The 23,232-nt window shown below is 71.4% G+C and carries 16 protein-coding genes and 4 pseudogenes; 16 read left to right on the plus strand and 4 right to left on the minus strand.

The genetic code is table 11. The features are described from left to right. Positions 1-94 precede the first annotated feature (94 nt). From OG322_RS35645 to OG322_RS35675, 7 genes are all read left to right on the plus strand, one after another. Positions 95-1,153, plus strand: coding sequence for a 3-keto-5-aminohexanoate cleavage protein (locus OG322_RS35645; RefSeq protein WP_124286313.1), 1,059 nt, complete (start codon positions 95-97; stop codon positions 1,151-1,153). A 26-nt stretch (positions 1,154-1,179) separates the two neighbouring features. Further along, positions 1,180-2,151: a quinone oxidoreductase family protein gene (locus tag OG322_RS35650; RefSeq protein WP_124286314.1), complete on the plus strand. Its 972-nt coding sequence runs from the start codon at positions 1,180-1,182 to the stop codon at positions 2,149-2,151. A 147-nt stretch (positions 2,152-2,298) separates the two neighbouring features. Beyond that, a complete protein-coding gene (locus tag OG322_RS35655) occupies positions 2,299-3,174 on the plus strand; it encodes a TauD/TfdA dioxygenase family protein (RefSeq protein WP_124286315.1) in 876 nt (291 codons plus the stop codon). A gap of 4 nt (positions 3,175-3,178) precedes the next feature. Beyond that, positions 3,179-4,456, plus strand: coding sequence for an MFS transporter (locus OG322_RS35660; protein ID WP_123467251.1), 1,278 nt, complete (start codon positions 3,179-3,181; stop codon positions 4,454-4,456). Then, a complete protein-coding gene (locus OG322_RS35665; RefSeq protein ID WP_124286316.1) occupies positions 4,453-5,046 on the plus strand; it encodes an RBBP9/YdeN family alpha/beta hydrolase in 594 nt (197 codons plus the stop codon). Before OG322_RS35660 ends, OG322_RS35665 begins: the two co-directional genes overlap by 4 nt. After that, positions 5,043-7,007 carry an acetoacetate--CoA ligase gene (locus OG322_RS35670; RefSeq protein ID WP_329307468.1) on the plus strand — a complete coding sequence of 655 codons (1,965 nt, stop codon included), beginning with the start codon at positions 5,043-5,045 and terminating at the stop codon, positions 7,005-7,007. Before OG322_RS35665 ends, OG322_RS35670 begins: the two co-directional genes overlap by 4 nt. Positions 7,008-7,339: 332 nt before the next feature. Then, positions 7,340-8,041, plus strand: a complete 702-nt coding sequence (locus OG322_RS35675) for a DUF4232 domain-containing protein (protein ID WP_266412815.1) — start codon at positions 7,340-7,342, stop codon at positions 8,039-8,041. Positions 8,042-8,140: 99 nt separating this feature from the next. Here OG322_RS35675 and OG322_RS35680 read toward each other — a convergent pair. Both OG322_RS35680 and OG322_RS35685 read right to left on the minus strand, forming a co-directional pair. Beyond that, a pseudogene (locus OG322_RS35680) lies at positions 8,141-9,327 on the minus strand (purine-cytosine permease family protein). A 52-nt stretch (positions 9,328-9,379) separates the two neighbouring features. Then, a pseudogene (locus OG322_RS35685) lies at positions 9,380-9,949 on the minus strand (ABC transporter substrate-binding protein); the annotation flags it as partial. On the opposite strand from OG322_RS35685, the pseudogene OG322_RS35690 reads away from it, so the two are divergent. The 3 genes and pseudogenes from OG322_RS35690 to OG322_RS35700 form a co-directional block, all read left to right on the plus strand. Continuing rightward, a pseudogene (locus tag OG322_RS35690) lies at positions 9,950-10,189 on the plus strand (histidine ammonia-lyase); the annotation flags it as partial. Positions 10,190-10,530: 341 nt separating this feature from the next. Then, positions 10,531-10,692: pseudogene (locus tag OG322_RS35695) on the plus strand (pectate lyase); the annotation flags it as partial. Positions 10,693-11,072: 380 nt separating this feature from the next. Next, on the plus strand, positions 11,073-12,410 hold the full coding sequence (locus OG322_RS35700) for a TerD family protein (protein WP_123467242.1): 1,338 nt from the start codon (positions 11,073-11,075) through the stop codon (positions 12,408-12,410). Between the two features lie 9 nt (positions 12,411-12,419). Here the strand turns inward: OG322_RS35700 and OG322_RS35705 are convergent, their stop codons facing one another. Next, positions 12,420-13,592 (minus strand): glycosyltransferase, encoded by a 1,173-nt coding sequence (locus tag OG322_RS35705; protein WP_266412817.1) that lies wholly within the window; start codon positions 13,590-13,592, stop codon positions 12,420-12,422. A gap of 58 nt (positions 13,593-13,650) precedes the next feature. Between OG322_RS35705 and OG322_RS35710 the strand changes: the two genes are divergently transcribed. Together OG322_RS35710 and OG322_RS35715 are read left to right on the plus strand one after the other, a co-directional pair. Continuing rightward, positions 13,651-14,436, plus strand: a complete 786-nt coding sequence (locus OG322_RS35710) for a glutamate racemase (protein WP_266412818.1) — start codon at positions 13,651-13,653, stop codon at positions 14,434-14,436. A gap of 69 nt (positions 14,437-14,505) precedes the next feature. Beyond that, positions 14,506-15,069 (plus strand): hypothetical protein, encoded by a 564-nt coding sequence (locus OG322_RS35715; protein WP_123467236.1) that lies wholly within the window; start codon positions 14,506-14,508, stop codon positions 15,067-15,069. A 29-nt stretch (positions 15,070-15,098) separates the two neighbouring features. Here the strand turns inward: OG322_RS35715 and OG322_RS35720 are convergent, their stop codons facing one another. Continuing rightward, positions 15,099-16,172 carry an O-antigen ligase family protein gene (locus OG322_RS35720; RefSeq protein WP_123467234.1) on the minus strand — a complete coding sequence of 358 codons (1,074 nt, stop codon included), beginning with the start codon at positions 16,170-16,172 and terminating at the stop codon, positions 15,099-15,101. Between the two features lie 193 nt (positions 16,173-16,365). Between OG322_RS35720 and lnt the strand changes: the two genes are divergently transcribed. The 4 genes from lnt (at position 16,366) to OG322_RS35740 (ending at position 23,105) form a co-directional block, all read left to right on the plus strand. Next, positions 16,366-17,961 carry an apolipoprotein N-acyltransferase gene (gene lnt, locus OG322_RS35725; protein WP_266412819.1) on the plus strand — a complete coding sequence of 532 codons (1,596 nt, stop codon included), beginning with the start codon at positions 16,366-16,368 and terminating at the stop codon, positions 17,959-17,961. Positions 17,962-17,991: 30 nt separating this feature from the next. Continuing rightward, positions 17,992-18,471: an NUDIX hydrolase gene (locus OG322_RS35730; RefSeq protein ID WP_123467231.1), complete on the plus strand. Its 480-nt coding sequence runs from the start codon at positions 17,992-17,994 to the stop codon at positions 18,469-18,471. Positions 18,472-18,625: 154 nt separating this feature from the next. Continuing rightward, positions 18,626-20,371 (plus strand): serine/threonine-protein kinase, encoded by a 1,746-nt coding sequence (locus OG322_RS35735; RefSeq protein WP_123469547.1) that lies wholly within the window; start codon positions 18,626-18,628, stop codon positions 20,369-20,371. 121 nt (positions 20,372-20,492) lie between these two features. Next, entirely contained in the window at positions 20,493-23,105 is a 2,613-nt protein-coding gene (locus OG322_RS35740; RefSeq protein ID WP_124286319.1) for an alpha-L-rhamnosidase-related protein, read from the plus strand. Positions 23,106-23,232 lie beyond the last annotated feature (127 nt).

Below are 23,232 nucleotides of genomic sequence, written 5' to 3' on the forward strand. Positions count from 1 at the left end.
CCGGTAACACCCTTGCGGAGCACGCGAGTCGGGTCCGTTGGAGTTCGGTTTCCAGCGGCCTGTCCGCCGCATCCGCCTACCAGGAGATGACCCCATGCACTTCCTCGATGACTCCCTGCTGCCCGAGAACCAGGAGAAGCTGGTCATCCAGGCCGCTCCCTACGGCCCGGAGTGGCTGCCCGGTGACGCCGACGACCTCCCCCTGACCATGGACGAGCACGTGCAGGCGGCGGTCGACTGCTACAACGCCGGAGCCACCGTGCTCCACATCCACGCACGTGAACTGGACGGCCACGGCTCCAAGCGCATGTCCATGTTCAACGAACTGCTCGGGCGGCTGCGCGAGGCCGTACCGGACATGGTCCTCCAGATCGGGGGTTCCATCTCGTTCGCCCCCGAGGACGAGGGCGCCGACGCGAAGTGGCTGAGCTACGACACGCGCCACCTGCTCGCCGAGCTCACCCCGCGCCCCGACCAGGTGACGATCGCCATCAACACCAGCCAGATGAACATCGTCGAGATCATGTCGGAGGAAGACCTGGCCGGCACCTCCATCGCCAAGCCCGACTACTACCAGGCCTACCGCGAGATGGTCGTCGAGGCGGGACCCGACTTCTACCTCGAACACCTGAAGCGCCTGCACGCGAACGACATCCAGCCGCACTTCCAGCTCGCCACCCTGGCACAGCTGGAGACCGTCGAGCGGCTGATCCGCAGCGGTGTGTACACCGGCCCGCTGGTCCTCAACTACGTAGCGATCGGCGGCGGGTTCGCCGGGCGCCACCCCGCCGACCTGATCGAGTTCGTCCGCCGCGTCCCCGACGGCGCGGTCCTCACGATCGAGTCCTCGATGCGCGCGGTCGCCCCGATGAACGCCGTTGCCATCGCCCTCGGGGTGCACGTCCGCGTGGGCAACGAGGACAACCTGTGGGCCCGCAAGGGCGAGCCCATGAGCTCCGTGCGGCAGGTAGAGCAGATGGTACGGATCGCCGACGCCCTCGGCCGCGACATCGCGAGCGGCGCGGAGGCCAAGAAGATCTACCACCTGGGCGAGTACTACGAGGACAGCGACCAGACCCTGGCCCGGCTCGGCATGGTGCCCAACCGGCGTCCCGGACAGCGTGGCTTCATGCTCCGCGAAACCGCCCGCTGACCACCGCCGAACGAAGAGAGCATCCCGTGGCACACGCCATCCGCTTCCACGAGACCGGCGGCCCCGACGTCCTGCGCCAGGAGCGCGTCACCGTCGGCGATCCGGGCCCCGGCGAGGTCCGCGTCCGGCACGAGGCCGTCGGACTCAACTTCGCCGACACCTACTTCCGCACCGGCCTGTACCCGGCCCCGCTGCCCGCGGGCCTCGGAGTCGAGGCAGCCGGTGTCGTCGAGGCCGTCGGCGGGGGAGTCACCCACGTCACCGAGGGCGACCGCGTCACGTACACCGGCAGCCCGCTCGGCGCGTACAGCACCGAACGGATCATGCCCGCCGACTCGCTCATCCGGCTGCCGGACGGCATCGACTGCGAGACCGCGGCCGCGATGACGATGCGTGGCCTCACCGCCGCGTATCTGCTGCGCCGGATCCATCCGCTGAAGCCCGGTGACACGATCCTGCTGCACGCCGCCGCGGGCGGCGTCGGCCTGATCGTCAGCCAGTGGGCGAAGCTGCTCGGCCTCACCGTGATCGGCACGGTCTCCACCGAGGAGAAGGCCGAACTCGCCCGGGCCCACGGCTGCGACCACACCATCCTGTACCGCCGTGAGGACGTCGCCGAGCGGGTGCGGGAGCTGACCGACGGGGTCGGTGTCCCCCTGGTCCTGGACAGCATCGGCAAGGACACCGTCGCCGCGTCCATGGCCGCGCTGCGCCCCCGCGGCCTGCTGGTCTGCTTCGGCACGGCGTCCGGCGTGCCGCCGCTGGACGCGATGCAACTCGCCATCCACGGATCGCTGTTCGTGACCCGCCCCGCGCTGGCCGACTACATCGCCGACCCTGCGGAGCGCGACGTGCTGGCCGGCGAGCTGTTCGGCCACGTCGCCGCCGGACGGATCCGGATCCGTATCAACCAGCGCTACGTGCTCGGCGACGCCGTGGCCGCGCACCGCGCACTGGAATCGGGCCGCACCACGGGTTCGTCCGTGCTCATTCCCTGATCCAGCGAGTTCGCTGCCGCCCCCGAACTCCCTGATCCCGCGAGGATCCCGCGAGTTCCTGGCCCCCGAACTCCCTGATCCCGCCGAGTTCCCTGACTTCCTCCACTTCTCCGACGAGTCCCGCTGAGTTGCCCCAGGAGAGCGCACATGACGCACACCTCCGCCCGAACCCGCATCCACGCCGAACCGCTGACCTGCACCCTCGGAGCCGAGCTGCACGGTGTCCAACTCGGCGACGCCGCCCGGGACGACGCCCTCTTCGCCGAGATCAAACAACTCCTGCTCCGGCACAAGGTGCTGTTCCTGCGCGACCAGGACATGACCCGCGCCGAGCACGTCGCGTTCGCCTCCCGCCTCGGCCCGCTGGAGGACCACCCGGTTCTGGGCAGCGACCCCGACCATCCCGGCCTCGTTCGCATCTACAAGGACCTGGACAGCAAGCCGGAACACTACGAGAACGCCCTGCACTGCGACGCGACCTGGCGCGAGCACCCTCCCATGGGCGCGGTACTGCGCTGCGTCGAGACGCCCGAGGTGGGCGGCGACACGATCTGGGTCGACATGGCAGAGGCCTACCGCAGGCTCCCCGACCACATCCGCGCGCAGATCGCGGACCTGCGCGCCCGGCACAGCATCGAGGCGAGCTTCGGCGCGGTCATGACGACGGACCAGCGCCACCGGCTCAAGGCCCGATACCCGGACCCCGAGCACCCGGTGGTCCGCACCCACCCGGAGACCGGGGAGAAGATCCTGTTCGTCAACGCCTTCACCACCCACCTCGTCAACCACCACACCCCGCAGAACGTGCGGTTCGGCCAGGACCACGCCCCCGGCGCGAGCCTCCTGCTGAACTACCTGATCAGCCAGGCGGCGATCCCCGAGTACCAGGTGCGCTGGCGCTGGACGCCGAACAGCGTGGCCATCTGGGACAACCGCTCCACCCAGCACTACGCCGTCCAGGACTACTGGCCGGCCGTCCGCAGGATGGAACGAGCCGGCGTCGCCGGTGACCGGCCCTGCTGAGCCGATGAACCGGAACCGCGGTTACGCGTGGCTGGTGTTCGCCCTCAGCTTCGGGCTGCTTCTGTCCGACTACATGTCACGGCAGGTCCTGAACGCCGTGTTCCCTCTGCTGAAGGCCGAATGGGTGCTCTCCGACGCCCAGTTGGGCTCCCTGAGCGGCATCGTCGCCCTGATGGTCGGCCTGCTGACCTTCCCGCTGTCGCTGCTGGCGGACCGCTGGGGCCGGGTCAGGAGCCTGGTCCTGGCCGCGGGGGTGTGGAGCCTGGCGACCCTGGGCTGCGCCTTCGCCGCGAGCTACGGTCAGATGTTCCTGGGCCGCTTCATGGTCGGCGTGGGCGAGGCGGCGTACGGGAGCGTCGGCATCGCGGTGGTGCTGAGCGTGTTCCCGGTGGGCCTGCGGGCCACGCTCTCCGGGGCGTTCATCGCGGGCGGCGCCTTCGGATCCGTACTCGGAGTGTCGATCGGCGGGGTGGTCGCCCAACACCTCGGATGGCGCTGGACATTCGGCGTCATGGGCCTGTTCGGCCTGGTCCTGGCCGCGGTGTACGGCGTCGTCGTGACCGAGCGGAAACTGGCATCCGCCGGCGTCGGCCCCAGCACCGCACCGGGTGCGCGGGACCCGGTGCGCAAGCTGCTGCCGCGGCTGTTCTCCTCCGTCTCCGTGCTGTGCGCCTACGTGGGCAGCGGGCTGCAGATGTTCCTCGCGATGGCGCTGATGGCCTGGATGCCCAGCTACCTCGACCGCTACTACGGCCTGCCACCCGACAAGGCCGGGCTCGCCGCGGGGGTCTTCGCGCTCATCACCGGGATCGGCATGGTGGGCGGCGGCCTGGTCTGCGACCGGCTCGGCCGCAGGAACCGGCACCTGAAGTGGACCGTCGCCGTCTTCTGCAGCGTCGGGTCACTGGTCCTGCTCACGGGAGGATTCCAGCTCCCGCCCAGTGCGGCGCAACTCCTCCTCATCGGTGCGGGAACGCTGTTGTCCAACGCCACCGCGGGACCGGCGGCCGCCATGGTGATGAGCCTGACCCCCGCCGCCGTCGCGGCGACGGCCCTGGCCACGCTCACCCTCGCCAACAGTCTGCTGGGCCTGGCACCGGGCCCGGCGGTGACCGGCATGCTCGCCGACCGCATGGGCCTGCACGCCGCACTCCAGGTGATCCCGCTCGTCTCGGTCGTGGCGGGCCTGGCCTTCGCCCTCGGCAGACGTCACTACGACAAGGGCCTCGTCCCGATCACGGCCGAGGCCGTGGCCCTCAGGAAAACGGAGCTCCAGACATGAACCCCGCCCCCGCGCCCACGGTCGTGATCGTGCCCGGCCTGCGCGACCACGTCTCCGGTCACTGGCAGACGGCACTCGCCGCCCGGCTCCCCGGCGCCGTGACCGTGCCGCCCCTGACAGAGGCCAGGCTCAGCCGCGACGCGCAGGTCGCCACACTCGACGGCGTACTGTCCGGCATCGCCGGACCGGTGGTGCTCGTCGCGCACAGCGCCGGAGTGCTCACCACCGTCCACTGGGCGGCCCGGCACCACCGGCAGGTGCGATTCGCGCTGCTCGCCACTCCACCGGACTTCGACACCCCACTGCCCGACGGCCATCCCGGACCGGAGACCCTGCGCGAGAACGGCTGGCTCCCGACACCCCGGACCCCGCTGCCGTTCCCCAGCATGGTCGCGGCGAGCACGAACGACCCCCTGGCCCGCTTCGAGCGGGTCGCCGAACTGGCCCGCGCCTGGGGCAGCCGGCTGGTCGACCTCGGCCCGGTCGGACACCTCAACCCCGTATCCGGCTATGAGGACTGGCCGCAGGCGATGGACTTCCTCGACGCCGTCGGCTGCCGTACGGCTTCGGAACCCGAGGCGTCGGCATGAGCGCGCCGGCCGGCAACATCGCAGGCTTCCTGCGGTGGCTGGAGACAGAGCGCGGCCTGTCGTTCACCGGCTACGAGGCACTGTGGCGGTGGAGCACCGACGACCTCGCGGCCTTCTGGTCGGCGGTGTGGGAGTACTACGGCCTGGACGCCGTCAGCCACTACGACGAGGTGCTCGCCGACGCGGCGATGCCCGGCGCGACCTGGTTCACCGGAGCACGGCTGAACTTCGCGCGGCAGTGCCTCGCTCACGCCACCGACGCACGTCCCGCACTCATCGCCGTGTCCGAGACCGGCGAGCCCGTGGAGACCTCGTGGGACCGGCTCGCCGACGAAGTGGCGGGCGTGGCCGCCGCCCTGCGCGAGATGGGAGTGGGCCCCGGGGACTGCGTCGCCGGTTATCTGCCGAACATCCCGCAGGCCGTGGTGGCCCTCCTGGCCACGGCCGCCGTCGGCGCCACCTGGACGGTCTGCTCGCCCGACTTCGGCACGCCGAGCGTCATCGCCCGGCTGCGGCAGGCGCGGCCGACGGTCCTGGTGGCAGCGGACGGCTACCGCTACGGGGGGAAGGAGTACGACCGGCGCCCGCACGTCGCGGAGATCCTGGACGGCCTGCCCACGGTCCGCCATCTGGTCGCCGTCGACCGCCTGTACGTGTCCGGGGCCGGTCCGGCCTGGCCGGGGCGGACGGATGCGACCCGGCACGGGTGGACCGAACTGGCCGACCGCAGGGCCCGGCCGGTCTTCGCCGACGTCCCGTTCGACCACCCGCTGTGGATCCTGTGGTCCTCGGGGACCACCGGCGTGCCGAAGGGCATCGTGCACGGCCACGGCGGCATAGTCGTCGAACTGCTCAAGGCGCTCGGGCTCGGCGTCGACCTGCGCGCGGACGACCGCTACCTCTTCCACACCTCCACCAGCTGGATGGTGTGGAACTTCATGGTCGGGGGGCTGCTGCACGGAAGCACGCTCGTCCTGTACGACGGCAGCCCAGCCCATCCCGACATCAACGGGGTCTGGCGGACCGCCGAACGCACTGGCGCCACGGTGGTCGGCGTCGGCGCCGCCTATCTGACAGCGGCGGAGAAGGCGGGCGCCCGCCCGGCGGCCGGGACGGACCTCGGTGCGGTGCGGACCATCCTGCAGACCGGCTCGGCGATGCCCGACAGCACCTGGCACTGGGCCCGCGACCGCCTCGCCCCCGGTGCCCGGCTCCAGTCGATCTGCGGCGGCACCGACATCTGCTCCGTCCTGGCCGGCGGCTCCCCGCTGCTGCCGGTGCGCACGGGCCGGATCTCGGGGCCCGCTCTGGGCGTCGCCCTCGCCTCCTGGGACGCCACGGGGCAGCCGCGTGTGGGGCAACAGGGCGAACTGGTGGTCACGGCCCCCCTGCCGTCGATGCCGCTGCACTTCGTCGACGACCCCGACGGTGAGCGCTACAAGCGCAGTTACTTCGACGTCTATCCGGGCGTCTGGCGGCACGGCGACTGGGTCACCGTCGATGCCGACCTCTCCGTCGCGGTGGCGGGACGCTCCGACTCCACGCTCAACCGCATGGGCGTACGGATGGGCTCGGCCGACCTCTACGCCGTCGTCGAGCGGTTGCCGCGAGTCGCGGACAGCCTCGTCATCGGCGCCGAACTTCCCGACGGCCGCTACTACATGCCGCTCTTCGTGGTGCCCGCGGCAGGGGAGCGGTTCGACGACTCCCTGCGCGACGAGATCGTCGGCGCCATCAGACAGAGTCTGTCGCCCCGGCACGTCCCGGACGCCGTCGTCCCCGTCGAGGCCGTGCCCCGCACCCTCACGGGCAAGAAGCTGGAGGTCCCGGTGAAACGCATCCTCCAGGGCGCCCGCGTCACCGAGGTCAGTGCGGAAGGCGCCGTGACCCGGCCCGACATGCTGGCCTGGTTCGCCGGATTCGCCGACCGGCTGGCCTCGGGCCGGGGCGAGGGGCGGTAGGGATCCCACCCTGACGGCAGGACCCTCCGGCGGGGCCATGGGTTTCGTCAAGGCAATGGGCTGCGCTCCGGTGGGGTTCGGGGCGACGCCGGCCGGTCGCGGTTCTGGGTCCCGGCCCGCCGGCACCGCCTCGTCCCGAGTCGCCGCAGTTCTGACACTCGGTCACGGACATGGCCCCTGAGCTGCGGTTGGTGTGATCCAATGCCGTTTCTTGGAACCGAAGTTGCTGAGACAGAACCTGGACATTTACAGGATCATTTCAGGATCGACTCGGCCCTAGTGTTGTCGGTGTCAGCAGGAAACACCGCAACTCAAAGCCGCTGGAGATCATAATGCGTTCGCGTCTCGCCGCCCGTTCCGCCCGTCTCGTCCTGGCCGCCGCGGCGGTGACGGCCCTCGCCGCCACCGCCACCGCCTGCGGCCCCGAGGACACCACGGACACCGGCAGCTCCGCGGCCCCCTCCACCGTCGCCTCCGACGGCAGCGGCGGGAGTGACAGCTCCTCCAGCGACAGCCCCTCCGCCGGCGACTCCTCCACCGGCGGCTCCAGCTCCACCGGCGGTTCCAAGTCCACCGGCGGTTCCACCGGCAAGACCGGCTCCGACGACGGCGAGAAGAGCGGCTACGGGCAGGCCTGCGGCACCAACGACCTGGATCTCACGCTCACCTCGGAGTCCCAGGCCGGCGGCTACTACCTCGTCACCGCCAAGGCCAAGTCGGGGATCACCTGCTACCTGGACGTCAACACCCCCAGCGTCTCCTTCGGCTCCGGTGCCGACGGCGTCGCCTCCCCCGTCGGACAGGGGGGCGAAGACCCCATCAAGCTCACCGGCTCCAACGTCGCGTACGCCGGCATCAGCCCCAAGACCACCAACAACAATGACGGCAAGGAATTCGAGAACGTCATCATCGCCACCACCGACGACGACCCCAACCCCGCCGAGCTCAAGCTCCCCGAGGCCGCCAACGTCGACAAGCCCATCGTCACCAACTGGGCCACCAACAGCTCCGAGGCCATTCCCCGCATTGTCTGACGGACCGGACCGGCATTGTCGTCAACAGCGGGGGAGCGCCACGCCGGCCCCGAAGGCTGCAGGCCCGTTCCGGAGCCACGGAGAAGACGGCGGCGGGGGCTACCGGGGAGGCACGAGGGCGTACCGCGTCTCCTGCGGGACGTGTGAGGTGTCGCGGCGGGCCAGCAACCAGTACAGGATCGCGGGCACCGCCAGACCCACCATCCAGGAGATGTCCGCGCCGCCCAGCGGATCCACCAGCGGGCCCGTGCAGAAGTGCGTCGCGAGGAACGGGAGCTGGGCGAGGATGCCCACCCCGTAGACCGTGAGGGCGTCCCGGCGCCAGGCGCCGTAGCGTCCCCCCGGGTCGGACAGCGCCGGGATGTCGTACCGCTCCCGTGAGATCAGGTAGTAGTCGACCAGGTTGATCGCCGACCACGGCGTGAAGAACGTCAGCAGGAACAGCAGGAAGTCCTTGAAGGACGTCAGGAAGCTGTCCTTGCCCAGGAGCGCCACCATTGTTCCCGCCACCATGATCACCGCGATGTACGCGGCACTGCCGCGCGGCGACAGTGTCTTCTGGCCGCGGAATCCGCTGATGCCGGTCACCATCGACATGAAGCCGCCGTAGGTGTTGAGCACGTTGATGGTCAGCTTGCCGAACGCGATCACGAAGTACAGGAACGACGCGATCAGGCCCGCACCGCCCAGGCCGACCACGTATCCGACCTGGTTGGCGAGGAACGCGTCCCCCGCGCTCGCCGCCACGAGCACCCCGAACGTCATCGACCACTGCGAGCCGATGGCCGACCCGGACAGGGTCCACCAGAAGGTGGCCCGGCCCGACGTCGTACGCGGCAGACAGCGCGAGTAGTCCGCGACGTACGGCCCGAAGGCGAGCTGCCAGGTTGCCGAGAGCGACACCGCGAGCAGGAACACCGGCAGATCGAAGTGCGCGTCGCCGAGCAGCGCCGACAGGTCCACGCGGTCCAGGAGGCGGATGCTCAGGTAGATGAAGGCCGGCGCGCAGACCACGCTCGCTGGATCATCTGGGGCAGGCCGAGCCTCGGGCCCTGCGCGGAGTGCAGGGCCATGACGGCGCCGCCGAGCAGATTGCCCAGCAGGAGGCCGGCCACCGACCACACCACGTCGCCGCCGAAGACGACGGCGAGCGCGCCGGTGACGACTGCGGTGATCTGCAGGTTCGCGCCGAGCCAGAGGGTGAACTGACTGAACGCGGTCCCGTGCCGTTCGCCGTCCGGGACGACGTCGATGGAGCGCCGCTCCACCAGGTCTTCAGCTGCCATGACTTGGTTACCCGGCCTCTCGTTGGTGTGCCCTGCGGTGCGGCAGTGGCCGCTACTTGATCCCGTGCCGCGCCGCCCAGTCGCTCGCGACGTCCTCCGGGTCCTTCTTGTCCTTGTCCACCAGGCGGTTGAGCTCGGTGAGGTCCTCGGTCGTCAGCGCGCTGCCGAGCCGGGCGAGCGCCTTACGGACCGTCGAGTCGGCCTTGCGGTCGGCGATGAGCGGGACGATGTGCTGGCCGGGGACCAGGTTCTTGGGGTCGGTGAGGACGACCCAGTGCTCGGCGGCGATGTCGGTGTCCGTGGTGAAAAGGTTCGCGACGTCCACGTCACCCTTCTTCAGGGCGCCCTGGACCAGCGGTCCCGAGGAGTCCAGGGACTTGAACTCCTTGAACTCCACGCCGTACACGTCCTTGAGGCCCACTGCTCCCACCGTGCGCTTCTTGACCTCGGGGGCCGCGCCGATGACGAGCTTCCCGTTGTGCCGGGCGAGATCGGCGAGGGACGTGAGACCGTACGTGTCGGCGGTTTCCCGGGTGACGACGAACGCGTCGGAGTCCTCGGCCCGGCCGTGGGGCAGGATCTGCAGGCCGTTCGGCAGGGCCATGGCGAGGGCGTTCTGCATGTCGCGGCTGTCCGGGCGTTGCGTCAGCGGGACATGCGGCTCGACCCGGCGTTGCCCGTCGGCCGGGCCTTCGGGCTGGCGGATGCGGTGCTCGACGCGGAGCTGGCCGACCGGCCGCTGACGGACGATGTGACAGCTGCGGCCGGGCTGCTCGACCGGTTCGCCGAACTGTGGCTGGAGCTCGGGTCGGGGAGCGGAAAGGCCCCCGGTGGCCGGGGTGTTGTGCGGCGGACGTCATGAGTGACAGTCCTCCGGCATCCGGGGCGCGATCGCGGCGAAGAGGCTGACGGGCGGTCCGCTGTACGACGACGGCCCGGCCGCGGGGAGCCCGTGAGGCGCACCGGTTCCCATGGCCTGTGAATGAAAGTGGTTGCTCCTGAGTTTCGGCGTGTCCAGCGGATTCCGGGCGGTTGGCTCACCGGCCGAAGAGCGGCTCGGGATGCCTTCGCGGCCGGGCGACTGCTGCATGTCCTCGTTGAACAGTTCCGTGCGACGCGACGCGGAGCGGCACGTTGAGCTTGCGGTCGTTGACGGTTCGAAGGGGGATACCTTCTACGCTGCCGACCGGGCAGATTTTCTTAGGGGCCTGGCGGGTCGTCAACGGCGAGACCGGCACCGTGCTGACCTCCGGCAGCGGTGCGGGAGCCATCACCTTCCCCCGGACCTCCCTGCGCAAGATCACGTTCGAGATCACCGGCTCGACCGGCACCCCGAAGATCGCCGAGTACGAGACCTACGCCGGGCAGCGGCATCGGCGCCGCGGCCGTCAGCCGCTTGCACCCGGTGCCAGGAAGGGCGCCGAGCCCCGTCACCTGCTGTTGATCACCCGGAGTCGGAGGCCGTCGGATGTGGCGGCCCCCGGCCCCGGGCGGGCGAGGCCCGGCCGGGGCCCATATCGCCCCCGCGTCGACGGCCCGCTGGGCAGGCTCACGTGGTGAGTGGATCACGATCCCCGATGCGCGCGAACTTGGGAGAAAGGGCTCCCGGACGCGTCTTGACCGTGTAGAGAGCGAGTTCACGGGGGGTTACCGGCGGATGCCGGGACGCCTCCCGGTGCCGCTGTGGGTTCTGCGGTGGGAGGGCATTAGGTTGACCGGGAAAGGTCTCGGCAGCCGGACTCGTGATGGGGGCGAGCATGACCATGCTAAAAGGAACCAATGTTCCAGTGGCGGCCCAGGCCGTGCGCGTCGAACTGGGGTGGCGCACCGCCCCCGGGACACCGGACGTGGACGCCTCGGCGCTCCTTCTCCTCGGTTCGGGAAAGGTACGCAGCGACGCGGACTTCGTCTTCTACAACCAGCCGGGCCACGCGTCCGGTGCGGTGAGCCACGAGGGCAAGCGGGTCGCCGGCGGTGCGACCACCGACACCCTGGCCGTCGATCTGGCACGGGTGGAGCCCGTCGTCGACCGTATCGTGCTGGCCGCCTCGTCGGACGGCGGCACGTTCGGCCGGGTGACAGGGCTGTACGTACGGATCATGGACACGGCGAACGGCTCCGAGCTGGCCCGGTTCGACAGCGCCGACGCCACGGTCGAGACCGCCTTCATCCTCGGTGAGCTCTACCGGCGCCAGGGCTCCTGGAAGTTCCGGGCCGTGGGCCAGGGATACGGGACCGGACTCGAAGGCCTTGCCACGGACTTCGGGATTTCCGTCGATGAACCACAGCAGCCGCGAACAGCCCCTCAGCCCCAAACGCCTCCGCAACCCCAACAGCCCAACCCGGCGACACGGGTTGCCTCCATGCCGCCACCGCAGCCGGCCGCCGCCCCGATGACGCCTCCCGCCCCTCCCGTACCCCCCGCACCTCCTGTCACCCAGCCCGTCCGGCTCACCAAGGTGACGCTGACCAAGGAAGCGCCGTCGGTCTCGCTCGCGAAGCAGGGCGGCACTTCGGGATCCATGCGCGTCAATCTCAACTGGGAGGTGCGCAAGCAGTTCAAGGGGTGGGGCAGCAAACTCGGCCGGGCCGTGGCGAACCACGCGGATCTCGACCTTGACCTCTGTGCTCTCTACGAACTGACCGACGGACGCAAGGGAGTGGTCCAGGCGCTCGGAAACGCCTTCGGCGCCCTTCAGCAGCCGCCGTACATCCACCTCGACGGCGACGACCGGACCGGCGCCGTCGCCTCCGGCGAGAACCTGACCATCAACCTCGACCAGAAGGCCAGGATCCGCCGGATCCTGATCTTCGTCACCATCTACGAAGGGGCCCGGAGCTTCGCCGATCTGCACGCGACGGTGACCCTTCAGCCCCAGCACGGCGCCGCGATCGACTTCTCGCTCGACGAGTGCACCGTCCCGTCCACGGTCTGCGCACTCGCCCTCATCAGCAACAACGGGGGCGACTTCACCGTGCAGCGAGAAGCCCGCTACCTCGTGCCGCAGCGCGGAGTGAGCCCGCAGCGCACCATCGACCAGGCCTACGGCTGGGGCATGAACTGGACCCCCGGCCGCAAGTGAGCCTGCCGTTCACCGGTCCGGTGCGGCCTCGGGACGGGCGTACGTACGCCCCTTCCAGGCCGCACCGCGGCCCCGGTAGTGCTGCACCGCCGAATCGACCGTCATCAGCAGGTACAGCAGTGCGGTGAACGGCAGCAGCGGTGCCAGCCACAGGGACTGCCGGTAGTAACCCAGCACCGGCATGTACGTCCCGGCCATCACGCCCCAGGCGACGCCACCCGCCCAGGCGGCCGCCGGATCGCCGCCCAGCAGTCCCGCCACGAGCGTCACGGGCGGCGCGAGGTAGACGAGCGCGAGCCCCAGCACCGTGCCGAGCAGCAGCAGCGGGCTGTGCCGCAGCTGGGCGTACGCGCTCCGGGAGATCATCTGCCACAGGTCGGCCAGGCACGGATACGGCCGCACACTGTCCACCCGGTCCGCGAGCCCCAGCCAGATCCGGCCGCCGCTGCGCTGCACCGCACGGGCCAGCGACACATCGTCGATCACCGCCTGCCGGATCGACTCCGGCACCCGCGCCCGTACCGCGGCCTCGGTCCGCACCAGTACGCAGCCGCCCGCGGCCGCCGCCGTCCGCGCCCCCGCCCGGTTCACCCACCGGAACGGGTAGAGCTGCGAGAAGAAGTAGACGAAGGCCGGTACGACGAGCCGTTCCCAGGTGCTCTCCACCCGCAGCCGCGCCATCTGCGAGACCAGATCGAACCCGCCCGACCCGGCGGCCGCCACCAGTTCCCGCAGGCTGTCCGGCTCGTGCGCGATATCGGCATCCGTGAGCAGCAGGTACTCCGGGTCCCGGGCCCGTGCCAGCGCCATGCCGTGCCGCACGGCCCAGAGCTTGCCCGTCCAGCCGGGCCGGGGCTCCCCGGGCGACGTGACGGTCACCGGCAGTCCTCCGTACCGGACGGACAGCGCACGGGCGAGATCCCCGGTGCCGTCCGTGCTGCAGTCGTCGACCAGGAAGATCTCGGCCCTTCCCGGATAGTCCTGCGCCAGCAGCGACGGCAGGCTCACCGGGAGCATGTCCGCCTCGTCCCGTGCGGGGACGACGATCGCGACGGACGGCCAGTGCGCGGGGGCCGGGCGGTCCGGCAGCCGCTGGTCCGTCCGCCAGAAGAACCCCTGCCCCAGCAGCAGCCACACCCACGCGGCGAGTGAACCCACGGCGATCCAGACAATGGCGGTCATTGGCCGAAGTCTGCCCCACTGAGTGGGGACCGCAAGGGTGGTCGACTATGGTGACCGGGTGAAGATCGCGCTCATGGACTCCGGAATCGGCCTGCTCGCCGCCGCCGCCGCAGTACGCCGGCTGAGGCCGGACGCCGATCTGGTGCTCTCCTCCGACCCCGACAGCATGCCCTGGGGTCCGCGCACCCCCGAAGACGTGACGACCCACGCGCTCGCGGTGGCACGCGCGGCCGCCGCCCACCGGCCCGACGCACTGATCGTGGCCTGCAACACCGCCTCCGTGCACGCGCTGGCGGCCCTGAGGGCGGAGCTCGAACCCGCCCTGCCGGTCATCGGCACCGTCCCCGCGATCAAGCCGGCCGCGGCAGCCGGCGGCCCGTTCGCGATCTGGGCCACGCCGGCGACCACGGGCAGCCCGTACCAGCGCGCACTCATCAGGGACTTCGCCGGCTCCGCGGCCGTCACCGAGGTCCCCTGCCCCGGTCTCGCCGACGGCGTGCAGTACGCGGACGAAGCGGGGATCGACCGGGCCCTCGCCGCGGCCGCCGCACTCACCCCGCCCGACGTACAGGCCGTCGTGCTGGGCTGCACCCACTACGAACTGGTCGCCGAGCGCATCCGCGACGCCGTGCGGCAGCCGGGCCGGCCCCCCGTGGTCCTGCACGGCTCCGCCGGAGCCGTCGCGGCCCAGGCACTGCGCCGGATCGGGGCCGTACCCGCTCCGTCGGCCGAACCGGGCGCCGGACTCGTCGTGCTCCTCGGCGGCGGCGAGTCCGAGATGCCCGAAGCCGCTCTGGCCTACCCGGAAGGGCTTCGGCTCGCGGTGGTCAGCCCCGCCCGCTGACCGTCCGACGACCCGACGGGAGCCGTTGGACCCGTTCCGCCGCGCGGTTTCTTCAGTACGCTGCTTGGCATGAGGGACCATCCCCGAGAACCGAGGCCCACCGGAGCCGACTCCCACTCGGCGGTCTGGACCGGCCGGGCCACCAACCGGACCCAGTGGGTGCTCGCCGCGGCAGGCGCCGCCTGTCTGGCGCTCGGCATCCAGCTCGCCGTGAGCTCCACCTGGACCTCCGGCATCGTGCCGCTGCTGATGTCGGTGATCGGCTGCATGGCGGCCGGACTGCTGATGCTCTTCGGCACGCTCGCCTTCGTGAACGTGGCCGTGCGGGTCGATGGCGACGCCCTCGAAGTGCGCTGCGGCCACATGGGACTGCCGCGCCGCCGGATCCTGCTCACCCATGTGGTGGGCGCGGAGTTCGTGCCCCGGGTCACGCCGCGTCAGTGGGGCGGGTGGGGCTACCGCTGGCGCCCCGATCAGGGCACCGCGGTGGTCGTGCGACGGGGCGAGGGCCTGGTGCTCCGGCTCGGCGACGGCAGGACCTTCACGGTGACGGTGGATGACGCGGAGGCGGGCGTCCGGTTCATCCGTGAGCGGCTGCACCTGCCGGCCACCGGCGCACCGGCCGGAGCCTGAGACCCCGCACCGATGCCCCGGCCGGAGCCTCAGGCACCGTCCCCGACCTGTTGCAACCGTTCCGTCCCGAGGTCGCGAGTCGGCCCGCCGTCCCCGATCGGCCGTCTGGCTGACGCCAGCCCGGCGAGCAGACCGGCCCCGGCCGTCACCGGCGTGAAGCTCAGCGCGTTTCCGACACCGGACAGCGCGGCCAGTGCGGTGAGCGCGGCACCGGCGGTCAGGACGACCGGGGTGCCGCGCGGCGAGCGATACAGCACGTACAGCAGCCAGCCGAACGCGGCCCCCAGCAGCAGTACCCCCACCACCCCCTGCTCCGCTGCCTGCTGCAGCGGCGCCGAGTGCGGTTTGCCGTCGGAGTGGAGAGTCTGCTGCGCGGTGGGGCTCAGCTCGGCGAAGCGGTCGGGGCCGATGCCGCGTACCGGGTGCTGCCCGGCCAGTCGCGCGGCGTCCTGCCAGAGCTGCACCCGGTTCCGGGTGAGCTGGCCCTCCAGGGAGACCGTGAGCCCGTCGGGCAGCACGTCCTCGGCCACTGCCCAGGAGACACCGACGACCAGACCGGTGGCCAGGGCGAGCCCGGCGAGAGCGGGCAGCCGACGGCGCATCCTGGCCGAGGCCAGTGAGCACAGCAGCACTCCCAGCGCCGCCGCGCACCCCGCCACCGAGCCGAGGGCGAGGGAGGCGCAGGCCGCCCCCAGGGCCAGCAGCCGCAGAGTGAACCGCAGGGAGTCCCGGCGGGCCGCGGCCGCCGCGCAGCAGGCGGCCCCGGCCGCGAGTACCAGCAGCCCGGCGCCCGCCCCGGTGTGTCCGGGCGCGGTGTCCATCGTGGCCGTGGCGCCGGGCACACCGTCGCGCCAGAGCAGCGCCATGACGAGGGCGGCCAGCGCGGCGACCGTCGCGGCGGCCACCGGCAGCAGCGTTCCGCAGATGCGCCCGCAGGCGAAACCCGCCGCCACGGCGAGGAGAGCCAGCAGCACGCCCTCCGGCCGGGTCTCCCGGCCCGCCGCACTGATCAGGGACCAGATCGCGCAGGCGGCGAGAATCACCGCTCCGGCAGCGTCGGACGCGGTGCCGCCCGCCGGCCCTCGTTCTGTGGATGAAGTCATCACGTCCGCCCCCGGCCTGTGACGGTCCCGTGCGCGACGGCCGGATCCGGCCGGTCGGCGGGGGACTGGCGCACAGATTAACGGCCCCGGCGGGCATATGTGCAGAAGATGCGGAGAAACGATCCGGCGGTGAGGATTCCGCCACCAGGACAGGGCTGCCGGGCGCACAGCCGGCCACCGTAGACTCCGCCTGGTGAGCACCACCATCGCCCCGGTCGGCGACCCGCAGCAGCCTGCCTCCGTCCCCCGAGCGAGGCGCCTGCTGCCTCGGCTCGCCCGCCCCTGCGCAGCCGTGCTCTCCGGGCTGATGCTGTACGCGAGCTTCCCGCCCAGGCCCCTGTGGTGGCTGGTTCTGCCCGGGTTCGCGCTGCTCGGCTGGGTGCTGTTCGAGCGCAGGCTCCGCGCCGCGTTCGGGCTCGGTCTGCTCGCCGGACTGGGCTTCATGCTGCCGTTGCTGCACTGGACCGGCGAAGAGGTCGGCCCGGTGCCGTGGCTGGCCCTGGCAGCCGCCGAGGCACTCTTCATCGCGGTGGGCTGCATCGGCATCTCCGCCGTGTCCCGGCTCGCCGGCTGGCCGTTCTGGGCGGCCGCGGTCTGGGCACTGGACGAGGCGGTACGGGCCAGGGTGCCGTTCGGCGGCTTCCCCTGGGGCAGGATCGCCTTCGGCCAGGCCGACAGCGTGTTCCTGCCGCTCGCGGCGCTCGGCGGCACACCGCTGCTCTCCTTCGCCGTGGTGCTGTGCGGCTTCGGGCTCTTCGAGGCGGTGCGCCGGTTCCGAATCCACCGTGCCACCGGTGAACTGCCTCGCCTGGCCGCCGCGGCGACCGCGGCTGCCGTGCTGGTGCCGGTCGCGGCGGCGCTCGCGTCGCTGCCGCTGGTGGACGACTCGGCCGAGGACGGCACCGCGACCGTCGCCGCGATCCAGGGCAACGTGCCGCGGCTCGGCCTCGACTTCAACTCCCAGCGCCGCGCCGTCCTGGACAACCACGCGAACCGTACGGAGCAGCTCGCCCGGGACGTGAAGGCGGGCAAGGTGCCGCAGCCCGACTTCGTCCTGTGGCCGGAGAACTCCTCCGACCTCGACCCCTACCGCAACGCCGACGCGAGGATCGTGATCGACGACGCGGTGAAGGCGATCGGGGTGCCGACCGTCGTCGGCGCGGTCGTCGAGCCCGACACCGGGAACCTGCGCAACACCCTCATCCAGTGGGACCCGGACAAGGGCCCGGTGGCCACGTACGACAAGCGCCATATCCAGCCGTTCGGCGAGTACATGCCGATGCGTTCCTTCGTGCGCGTCTTCAGCTCGGACGTGGACCGGGTGCAGCGTGACTTCGGACCGGGCAAGAAGGTCGGCGTCTTCGACCTCTCCGGCACCTACGTCGGGCTCGTCACCTGCTACGAGGCCGCGTTCGACGACGCCGTACGCGACACGGTCGAGCACGGGGCCCAGCTGATCGCGGTCCCCAGCAACAACGCGACCTTCGGCCGCAGCGAGATGACCTACCAGCAGCTGGCCATGTCCCGGGTACGCGCGGTGGAGCACAGCCGGTCCGTCGTCGTCCCGGTCACCAGCGGCGTCAGCGCGGTCATCCGCCCCGACGGCACCGTCGTCCAGAAGACGAAGATGTTCACCCCGGACGCACTGGTGGACGAGGTGCCGCTGCGGTCCTCGCTGACCCCCGCGACCCGGATGGGACCGCTGCCCGAAGGGGTGCTGTCCCTGCTCGCCGTCATCGGCCTCGGCTGGGTGGCCGCGCGGGCGGTACGGGTGCGCCGCGGCCGCTGAGCGGCTCCGCGCGCCACGTAGGGTCGGCTCATGGCAATTCCTGACTTCATCCGCGAGATCCGCGCCACAGCGGGTCAACAGTTGCTCCTGCTGCCCGGCGTCACCGCCGTCGTTTTCGACGACGAGGGCAGAGTGCTGCTCGGACGGCGTGCGGACACCGGTAAGTGGTCGGTCATCGGAGGCATTTGCGAGCCGGGGGAGCAGCCGGCGACGACGGCGGAGCGCGAGGTGTACGAGGAGACGGCGGTGCACTGCGTGGCGGAGCGCGTGGTGCTGACCCAGGCACTGCCGCCCATGCAGTACGAGAACGGCGACCGGTGCCAGTACCTGGACGTCACCTTCCGCTGCCGGGCCACCGGCGGCGAGGCCCGGGTCAATGACGACGAGTCGCTGGAGGTGGGCTGGTTCGGTGTCGACGCCCTGCCGCCGCTGGAGGAGTTCGCGCTCCTGCGCATCAAGCAGTCGCTGACGGACGGACCCACCTGGTTCGAGGCCACCGACTCGCACTGAACGCGACGGACCGAACCGGGACGGGGCCGAGAACGGCTTCCGTCCCGGTCCGGAACACCGGCCGGATCAACGGGGTCGCGGCTCGGATGCGTGGACCCCGGATGTTCGGGCGGGAGTTGTGGCCCGGCGTGTGCGGTTGTGGCACAGTCGGGCCGTGGACGCACTGAGGCCCCAGGACCCCGCGCGCATAGGCGCCTACCAACTGCTCGCCCGCCTCGGCGCGGGCGGTATGGGGCAGGTGTATCTCGGCCGGTCGCCCGGTGGACGACTGGTGGCAGTCAAGGTCATCCGTGACGAGATAAGCGATCACCCCGACGCGCTGGCCCGGTTCCGGCGCGAGGCCGCGACCGTCGAGACCGTGCGCAGCGCGTACACCGCCCAGTTGATCGAGGCGTCGCTCGACACGTCCCCCTACTGGCTGGCCACCGAGTACGTGGCAGGGCCGACGCTGCGCGGCGCCGTCGGCGCGAGCGGCCCCTTCCCGCCGGACAGTGCCCTGCGGCTGCTGGCCGCGCTCGCCGAGGGACTGGCCGCGGTCCACGTACACGGCGTCACGCACCGGGACCTGAAACCGCACAACGTCATCCTCTCGCCGCAGGGACCGCAGCTGATCGACTTCGGGATCGCACGAGGGCTCGAACAGTCGGTTCTCACCCGGGACGGGATGGTGTCGGGGACGCCCGGTTACGCGGCTCCCGAGGTCCTGCTGCGCAACGAGGTGGGCCCGGCGGCGGACGTCTTCGCCCTCGGTGCGACGCTCGCGTACACGGCGACGGGCCGGCCGCCGTACGGCACGGGCGACGCCGCGTCGGTCAGTTACCGGACCGTGTACGAGGAGATCGACCTGGCGGGAGTGCGGACGGACCTGGCCGCGCTGATCCGGATGTGCGTCGACAAGGATCCGGCGGAGCGGCCGAAGCCGGCCGCCGTGATCGCGCTGTGCGGGGTGGACTCACCGCTGGCGTCGGACGCCCATTACCACGCGCTGGTGCGCGCCGCCGAACCCGTCCTCGTACCAGGGGACTCGAACACGCCGCTCATGCCGTCCGGTTCACACGCGGAGCCGGAATCGGTGCTCGCCGTGACACGACGGGCGGGGAGTGAGCCTGCCGACCAGCCGGTGGAGAGACCCGCGACGGACGTTCCCGCGCAGCCGTCCGGCAGCACCCCGTACGCCGCCCCGGACCAGCAGCGGCGCCCACGGCGGGGAAGGACCTGGGCCGCCCTGTGCGCGGTGGCGCTCGCGGTGCCGGTCACGGTCTGGCTGCTCCCGGAGACGGACGGCAAGGGCACCGACGCGGCACCCGGGCCCGGGGCCACCACGTCCGGCCGTCCGGCCGCGAGCCGTTCGGCGACCGCCGACAGGACGGCCCGCCCGCCGGACCACATCGTCAACGACCGCGTCTCGAAGGACCGCTGGAAGTCGGACCGTTCGAAGAATGCCGCTCTGGGCGGCGGCCGCTGCGATCCGGACCATTTTCCCGAGTCCTTTCCACCGTCGGGTCTGATCTCCTCGGTCTCGCACACCACCGGCTCCGGCACCGCCTCGGTCTCGTTGCGGTTCGAGGACGCGGGGGAGGGCAAGAGACCCGCGCCCTACTACGTCTCCGTGGGGGTGCGGCCCCCGCACGAGACCGACCGCGCCACCGGACGGCCGCTCCGGTCCGAAGCCAAGGGCATCGGTTTCACCAGCAAGCCCGTCGACATCTACTCCCACTGGTCCTCCGGCGGAGCCGTCGAGCTCACGTACCCGGACGCGTTCCGGGCCCACTTCAGTGAAAAGACCCTCGACGCGATCCCGGTGGGGGATGACCGGGGCGACTGGACCGTGGTGATCTACCACGTCGAAGGCGGCCCCACGAAGTACACCTCCGTCTCGTGCAACGGCTTCCACGCCTGAGACAGCCGTCTCCGCAACCCTGTACGGGGTCGCCCGCCTCGTATAGCGTCGCCGTGACGTTTGGTATTGAAACGATTCATGTACGCCTGGGTGATGCGCGGCTACGGAAGGACGTCGGGACGTGACGAGTGTGGGCAAGAAGGAGCAGGGGCCGACGCGGCGCACCGTACTCGAAGCGGGCGTCGGCGGCGCGGCGTCGCTCGCGGCCGGGCTGCCGCTCGTCGCAGCCGGCACGACGGCCGCCGCAGGGGCCGCGCCGGAGCGCGGGGGCTCGTGGCACCGCTATGTCCAGGGGCCGTCGCACCGGACCGTGCGGCCGGTGGGGATCGTGCGGACGGCGGGGGACGTGTCCGAACCCGGGGCGCTGCTCGCACCCGGAGGCCGGGTCACCGTACTGCGGCGCGCCCGGCCGCCCGCCGCCCCCCGCTGGCCGCAGGGCACCACGGCCGAGGCGTCGTCCACGCACGCGGGCAACAACGGGAGCGACGGCCGCCCGCGTACCTACGCCGCGGACAACGCCATCGACGGCGACCCCGACACCTTCTGGAACGACGACACCGAGGGCGCGTTCCCCGACACGCTGACCATCACCCTGCCCGGGCAACAGCGGCTGCCCGGTGTGACGGTGGTGTCCAACGCCGACGGCGTGCCCGCGGACTTCACCGTCGAGGCATGGGCGGACACCGCCTGGCTGACCGTCGCCGCGGTCACCGGAAACACCGACGTGCAGCGCGCCGTGCGCTTCGACGCGCCGGTCGCGACCGACCGGGTGCGCATCGCCGTCACGGCCGTTCAGGACGCCGGGCAGGGGGTGTTCACCCGTGTCAACGAGGTCTGGCCGGACGCGGTGGACCCGGTCACCGCTCCCAGCGTGACCATCGACTTCGGCAAGGTCGTCGTGGGCTACCCGGAGGTGGATTTCACCCGGGCCTCCGACAACAGCCCCGGAGTGCGCCTGGCGTTCTCCGAGACGCTCCAGTACCTGACCGAACGCTCCGACTTCACCCGCGGCGACCAGGCGGGCGGCGCGGGCCGGGGCACCGACCAGTACGCCGTACCGGCCGGCGGTGCCAAGTGGAAGGACACCAAGGGCTTCGGCTCGGGCGATGACAAGCTGTACGCCGACGGGCTGCACGGCTTCCGCTACCTGAAGATCACGCTGGACGCGCTGCCGTCCGATGCGCCGGCCGCCCAGCCGTGGGGCGAAGTGGCCATCGACGCCGTGTCATTGGACTTCACCGCCTATCTCGGCACGCCGGATTCCTACCGGGGATGGTTCCTGTGCTCCGACGAGGAGCTCAACCGCTACTGGTACGGCGCCTCGTACACCAACGAACTGGTCGTCGACACCTTCCGCCGCGACGACGTGGACCCGCGCAACGCCTTCAGCCCGTCGCTGGACGGAAAGCTGGTGCTGCACGACGGCCCCAAGCGGGACCGGGACCCGTACGTCGGGGACGTGGCGGTGGCGGGGCGGACCCTCTACCTCACCCATGACGACGCGGCCGAGGCCGCCCGCAATGTGCTGGCCGACCTCGCCGACCACCAGCGCGACGACGGGTGGATCCCACCGGCGTCCATCAACAACTACTCCCTCCCGCTGTTCGACTATCCGCTCTGGTGGGTGACGTGCAGCTGGGACTACGTGCTGTACACGGGCGACCAGGAATACGCCGCGCGCTACTACCCGCAGTTGGTGAAGGTGCTCGACACCTGGTACCCGAGCGTGACGGACGAGGCGGGGCTGCTCAGCAAGGGGCTGAACGGTACGTCCGGCTACGGCGACTACGCGTTCCTCGGCCGCACCGGCCGCGTCACCTACTACAACGCCAACTACGTGCAGGCGCTGCGCGACGCGGCACGTATCGCCGGGCTCCTGGACCACGACACGGACGCACAGCGTTGGTCGAAGCGGGCAGACAAGGTGGCCGGGGCCATCAACGACCATCTGTGGGACCCGGCTGCGGGCGCCTATCTGGACTCCGCCACCGGCCCCGTCAGGCACGCCCAGGACGGCAACGCCATCGCCATCACCGCGGGTGTCGCCGACGAGGAGCGGGCGGCCTCGGCGCTGGCCCACCTCGACGCGACGACGAGGCTCAGGTACGGCAACGCCTTCATGGACAACGACACGCTGTTCGGCGGCGCCTCCCAGCGCGTGTACGCCTTCACGTCCTATCCGGAGCTGGTGGCGCGCTTCGAGACCGGTCGGCCGGACTCGGCGATCGACCAGATCAGACGGACCTACGGCTGGATGGACAGTCACGACCCCGGCATCACGCAGTGGGAGGGCATAGGCCCCGACGGTTCGCTGTACGAACAGGGCTACACGAGCATGGCGCACGGCTGGTCGACGGGTGTGCTGCCCGCCCTCACCCACCAACTGCTCGGCGCGAAGCCGACCTCACCCGGCTACGCCACCTGGGAGGTGCGGCCGAACCCCGGTGGGGTCCGCTGGGCGCAGGGCCGGCTTCCCACGCCGCACGGGCCGCTCGGCGTGGAGTGGAACCAGGACGGCGGGACCTTCGCCCTGACCGTGCGGGTCCCACCGGGTACGCGCGGCTCGGTGGCCCTGCCCACGGACGGACGGCACGTCACGGTGCGCTCCGGACGGAGGATCCTGTGGAAGGACGACCGGGCGTACGGACCCGGGGTGCACGGCGACAGCCGGCGTGTGACGGTCACCGGTCTCACCCACGGCACGCATCACCTCACCCTCGTGCACACGCGCTGAGCCGCACCGGGGCCGTGCGGTCAAGGGTCCGGGGGACCGGTACCCGGCCCCCGGGAGCAGCCGGTCGTCCGTCTGCCGGTACTCGTCGGCCGGTCGCCCTCCCGCCCGTCGCGTTCGGCGATCCTGC

The sequence above is a fragment of the Streptomyces sp. NBC_01260 genome (assembly GCF_036226405.1).
GTDB classification, from domain to species: domain Bacteria; phylum Actinomycetota; class Actinomycetes; order Streptomycetales; family Streptomycetaceae; genus Streptomyces; species Streptomyces laculatispora.

Excerpts from the sequence above, each read along its gene's own strand:
- OG322_RS35645 (WP_124286313.1), top strand. The coding sequence starts at position 95 with ATGCACTTCCTCGATGACTCCCTGCTGCCCGAGAACCAGGAGAAGCTG.
- OG322_RS35655 (WP_124286315.1), top strand. The coding sequence starts at position 2,299 with ATGACGCACACCTCCGCCCGAACCCGCATCCACGCCGAACCGCTGACC.
- OG322_RS35660 (WP_123467251.1), top strand. The coding sequence starts at position 3,179 with ATGAACCGGAACCGCGGTTACGCGTGGCTGGTGTTCGCCCTCAGCTTC.
- OG322_RS35665 (WP_124286316.1), top strand. The coding sequence starts at position 4,453 with ATGAACCCCGCCCCCGCGCCCACGGTCGTGATCGTGCCCGGCCTGCGC.
- OG322_RS35670 (WP_329307468.1), top strand. The coding sequence starts at position 5,043 with ATGAGCGCGCCGGCCGGCAACATCGCAGGCTTCCTGCGGTGGCTGGAG.
- OG322_RS35675 (WP_266412815.1), top strand. The coding sequence starts at position 7,340 with ATGCGTTCGCGTCTCGCCGCCCGTTCCGCCCGTCTCGTCCTGGCCGCC.
- OG322_RS35700 (WP_123467242.1), top strand. The coding sequence starts at position 11,073 with ATGGGGGCGAGCATGACCATGCTAAAAGGAACCAATGTTCCAGTGGCG.
- OG322_RS35705 (WP_266412817.1), bottom strand. The coding sequence starts at position 13,592 with ATGACCGCCATTGTCTGGATCGCCGTGGGTTCACTCGCCGCGTGGGTG.
- OG322_RS35715 (WP_123467236.1), top strand. The coding sequence starts at position 14,506 with ATGAGGGACCATCCCCGAGAACCGAGGCCCACCGGAGCCGACTCCCAC.
- OG322_RS35720 (WP_123467234.1), bottom strand. The coding sequence starts at position 16,172 with ATGACTTCATCCACAGAACGAGGGCCGGCGGGCGGCACCGCGTCCGAC.
- OG322_RS35730 (WP_123467231.1), top strand. The coding sequence starts at position 17,992 with ATGGCAATTCCTGACTTCATCCGCGAGATCCGCGCCACAGCGGGTCAA.